The organism is Methylophaga sp. UBA1464 (genome assembly GCF_002325665.1).
GTDB lineage: Bacteria > Pseudomonadota > Gammaproteobacteria > Nitrosococcales > Methylophagaceae > Methylophaga.
On the sequence record NZ_DCSO01000049.1, the window covers coordinates 6,644 to 11,405 of the forward strand.

5 protein-coding genes are annotated in these 4,762 nt (G+C 40.1%); 1 reads left to right on the forward strand and 4 read right to left on the reverse strand.

The genetic code is table 11. The annotated features are described in order from the left end of the window. The 3 genes from B3O33_RS05940 to B3O33_RS05950 form a co-directional block, all read right to left on the reverse strand. Positions 1-894: sigma-54-dependent transcriptional regulator (locus B3O33_RS05940; protein ID WP_292363183.1), on the reverse strand; the 894-nt coding region annotated here is incomplete at its 3' end. An 8-nt stretch (positions 895-902) separates the two neighbouring features. After that, positions 903-2,270: a sensor histidine kinase gene (locus B3O33_RS05945; RefSeq protein WP_292363184.1), complete on the reverse strand. Its 1,368-nt coding sequence runs from the start codon at positions 2,268-2,270 to the stop codon at positions 903-905. A 146-nt stretch (positions 2,271-2,416) separates the two neighbouring features. Next, positions 2,417-3,100, reverse strand: a complete 684-nt coding sequence (locus tag B3O33_RS05950) for a hypothetical protein (RefSeq protein WP_292360497.1) — start codon at positions 3,098-3,100, stop codon at positions 2,417-2,419. Positions 3,101-3,172: 72 nt separating this feature from the next. Here B3O33_RS05950 and B3O33_RS05955 point away from each other — a divergent pair, with 72 nt between their 5' ends. Further along, positions 3,173-3,634, forward strand: a complete 462-nt coding sequence (locus B3O33_RS05955; protein ID WP_292363185.1) for a DUF302 domain-containing protein — start codon at positions 3,173-3,175, stop codon at positions 3,632-3,634. Between the two features lie 41 nt (positions 3,635-3,675). Here B3O33_RS05955 and B3O33_RS05960 read toward each other — a convergent pair whose 3' ends face one another. Continuing rightward, positions 3,676-4,551, reverse strand: coding sequence for a quinoprotein dehydrogenase-associated putative ABC transporter substrate-binding protein (locus B3O33_RS05960; protein ID WP_292360501.1), 876 nt, complete (start codon positions 4,549-4,551; stop codon positions 3,676-3,678). Positions 4,552-4,762: the final 211 nt, after the last annotated feature.

Below are 4,762 nucleotides of genomic sequence, written 5' to 3' on the forward strand. Positions count from 1 at the left end.
CTGCAGATCACGATTGGTTGAAACAATAACATGCGAGTTTACCGGTATTTCTCTTGTTGACCCCAGTCTGCGTAATTGTCGCCTTTCAATTACATTAAGTAGCTTAGTTTGGGCAGACAACGATAACTCAGCAATTTCATCAAGAAAAAGCGTACCATCTTCAGCTACTTCGATAAGTCCAGGCCGAGCTTTTGATGCTTCATTAAGGCTATAATAGCTTTCCTGGCCAAACAACTCAGCCTCTACAGCGTCATCAGGCAAAGCAGCACAATCCACATTGACGAAAGGTCGGTCATATCGATGACTGATTTGATGAAAATACCGTGCTAATACACCTTTCCCACTCCCCGTCTCACCAGTGATTAAGACCACTGGAGTGGTATCTTTATTTTTGTCCATCAGTTCAGAAAGCTGCTTGGCCTGATTCCGAATAGTCATAATCTGTTGACTGCTGCCAATGAGATTGATCAGTTGCTGTGTTTTTTGGGCGCGCTGCTCTGAAAAATCCAGCTGACGGCGAATGGCATGGTTATGTACTACTTTAACGATTGTCAGCATTAATTCATCGAGATCTACTGGCTTTTTCAGATAATCAGAAGCGCCAAATTTCATAGCACTGACAGCATCTTCCAACTCCCCGTATGCCGTCATCACGATAACAGGCAGCGTTGCCATGGGATGCCCCTCAGCACGAATTTCTGTCAATAAATCCAGACCATTACCATCCGGGAGCCTGACATCCAACAGTAAAATATCTGGAGATTCACTCTGTAATAATTTTTGGCCTGTACTGATGTTATCTGCAATTTTGGCGTGATGACCTTCCCGTTCAAGTCTGCGCTTAACAGACTTGGCAAACAGACTTTCATCCTCTATCAATAAGAAATTAAGCATAGAACATCCTATTTATTTGCCTGTTTATCATTAACGTGCAAGGTCAGTGATACTCTCGCACCACCATGAGAATTTGTCTCAAATGCTAAATCGCCATGATGTTGTTTAATGACTTTTTGTGCGAATGGAATTCCCAGCCCATAACTCAATTTTTTATGTAATTGGCTGTTTTTTTCATCCGGCTTATGAGAAAACCCACTCCCCTGATCATCAATATGTAAACCGATCATTTGAGGGGTTTCCCAATAATGAATATTGATGGATGAATCAACTGGAGAGGCTTCAATGCCATTCTGAATCAAATTAAAAATAGCCTGCTCCATCAGATTATTATCCATATTGATCTGCCTGGCTGCTTGCTGCCACCCATGACGATTTAATTGAATCGATTTCTCGGTTAGCTGCAACTCTATTAAGGACAATGCATTATCTGTCAGTTCCGTTAAGGTAACTTCGATCATATGTGGCTTTAAGGGGTGTAAATACATCAATAAGGAAGTCACCCAATTTTCCAACCTGTCGACAGCAATGATGATGTCTTTCAGAACAGCGCGGCTTTCTTCATTCGCATCGTCAATCGATACCTGTGCAGCAGCACGAATACCCGCCAAGGGATTACGAATATTATGTGCAACCAACGGTACTAACTCACCTAAAGCAGCTTGTTTTTTGGTTTCAATTAACTGATCTCTGTTACTGGCTAATTCATCTGCCATGCTATTAATAGCCTGCGACAGTCGCTGCAGTTCTTCCAGGCCTTTTAACGGGATATGATGTTTAAAGTCTCCCGTACTGATTATTTTAGCGCCTTTGGTGACATTTCTGAGCGGGGCCAGCATATTGCGACGCACAAACCATTTGGAGATACTGAGCAAAATCAGCGCCAATATGATTGGCAGTGCTTCACTGAGAATCATCTTGCCGAACATACGTTCATCAGAAGCGGTTAATTGCAACTGCTGTTGTTTCAGATAGTCCTCAATATCACTGAAAACCATTTCAAGCTGGCGGAAGGTTTGTTCTTCAAGCTGCTCATCAAGCCAAACCTTGTCTTCAGAGCTTAATTCTTCCAAATCTAGAAATCGGCTGGTTTCCTGATAAAACTTGTTATAGACATACTCAATTCTGACAATCAGAATTTCTTCCGTGGGTGTCTGCGCTAATACTTTCAACCGTAACAAATAGCTATCTATCTGATTGCGAAATTGATAATACTCTTCAATAGCCAGGACATCGTTAAGAAAGACAACATCAAAGACCTCCTTGAGCTGACGATAAAGATCGCCACGCAAATGTTGCACATGCGTGTTCATTGAACTCAAGCGAAGGGATTCTTCTGAACTTTTTTGCCAGGCTAAAGCCCAGTTAAAACTCATGAGGGCCGTCATGACAATCAGCACCACAAAACTCAGTTCATGGAACCGCAAAGCACCTTGTATGGATTGAAGCTTTTTAAAGATTCTTTTCATCTAAAAAAACGGGCTCAATGGCCCGTTTTAAGAATATTCATAGAAGTGCCACGTTATTCAGGCTTAAACCCAGTAAAGGTAACTTTCTCTTCGACTAAAATCGCCTCACCTTCCTTCCAGGTTTTACCATCAGGAACGACCGTTTTTATCTCGTAAATTTCACCTGGAATTTCTTCTGATAAGGTAAAAATATAATACTTCGAAGAATACAGTTTATAACGATCATTCTTGGGGTCATTAATATAAGGTTGCACGGTATATTGCCATGCTTTTACTTTGTCACCGTTGTAATCTACTTCAACCTGTTTTTTATCAGCACCTTCCGCAAATGACCAACGTAATAAACGTTGGAAATACCGCCATTCACCACCTGTTAAACGCTTCATTTCATGTACGTCATATTCCAGAAATAAAACGAATACACTATTACCACGTTGATCTAACCGTTCCTGATATGGACGTTTGTTCTGACCGGTAAAAAATTCAAAGTAGGTATCCGCTCGGCCGGTATTACGAATATTTTTAACAATGACATCAATGGTATCGGTGTAATCACCATCAACAAAGCTGGTTTTAGTAAATTTATATTCCAACACGCCTGGCTGGTCGATGTTTTTAAGGTGGGACTTATCAAATAACTCATTATTAATCTCTGACATACCCGGAGCTGCAAACGCTTTACCAGTTAACAGCAGCATCAATCCGAGCGAAAACACGATGTATTGATTTATTCTCACTGTTTGTTACCTCACGATTTTTTATAGGTGTTATGCTTAAACTTATATTTCAATTATTATTTTTATCTGCTTATGACTCTATTTACTCACTTAAAGATTCCCGGAATTTTGATTTCCAGTCTGTTTTTTATTATCGCATGTCAGCCTGCGAATACTAACCGAATAATTGAAATAAATAGCCCTTATAGTTACCAAGAAACCTTGGAAAACCTGAATATTGCGATATCGGAACACAACTATCGAATTATTCATAAAAGTGACATAGGCTCTGCTATCCGCGAACGCGGGGATGAAGACTTTCCTTTATCCATTGTCATCAGTTTTTGCAATATTACTTATGCAAAAGAAATGATGCTGATTAATGAACAATTGATTAATGATATGCCCTGCATTATGACGGTTCGGGAAAGTAGTAATGGAGTCATTATTGGTACCCGTTTAATGGACGAAAACGTTGCCGATAAAAAACAGGCTGAGTTTGCTGCACGAATAAACGACAACCTGAAAAAAATAATGGAGGCTACAGTTTTGTAGCCACCATTAATTTTCGGGTATCACTTTAATCGAACGTTCTACTAATCATCGTCATCCTTGCGCGGCTTTTTGGCTGGTGTAGGACTGACGTTTTCAAGCGATGGTAAATTATATTCAGCAATAATGGCATCAATCTTATCTTTGTTCTGATCGATGAATGTATTCAATAATTTATTCCATTCTCTGCTTGAGTAGCGAGTTGCCATGCTGAAACTGAATACATGCAGCTGACCCAATTCATTTAATGGATTAACTGTAATCGGCACATCAGAAACCTTCGCATAGTATCCTGCTACAGGTCCCCACATTGGAATAACATCAATTTTACCTGCAGCTAGATCTTCAATTGCTCTTCCTGGACTGGCATTCACATCACCACTCATTAATTGATAATAAGATATCTGATCGCCCAATCCCATCTCGATAAGTGCTTCAGTTGAAACAGCCCTGTCAAACAAACCTATTTTTAGTGGTCCATGTTTTTCATTTACTTCTTTCAAATCGGCAAGTTTCGTAATTTCATAACCTTCACCGCTACGATAGGCGATTGCTTCAATTGAACTGAAATACGGTTTGGTGGGCAGCATAAAATCTGTATGTTCTGGAACAGTCATGGCTAAGTCACACATGTAACCACCACGTTCTGGATGTTCTTTTTTAATGGTGTTCCGTGCAAAACCAATTCGTTGCGGAAACCAGTAATACTCAACTGGAATTCCCAGTTGCTCACCTAATAACTCCGCAATTTTATTATCAAAACCTTCCTTGTTCTTATTTGAATAAGGCATGTTGTTTGGATCAGCGCAGACTCTCAGTACTTCTTGACCTGGTAAAGGTTTCAAATTTTCTGCATTGACTGCAAACGAGGCACCCAGTAAAGCCGATGCCAGGATTGCCATTTTCTGTAGCTTAATCATTCTCTCTTCCTTATTTCTTATGGGAATAAGTGTGACACTTCATATGCCGTTTTTGTTCAAAAAAAAACCCGGCATCTATTAAAGATACCGGGTTTTCTTGTCTAACTTAAGTATATTTTTAATACACTTATTGGTCTTACAGGCTAAATACGCTCAGAATACCACCCAGGTTAGTCCAGCTAGACAGTGCACGATATGCACCAACTGCGCC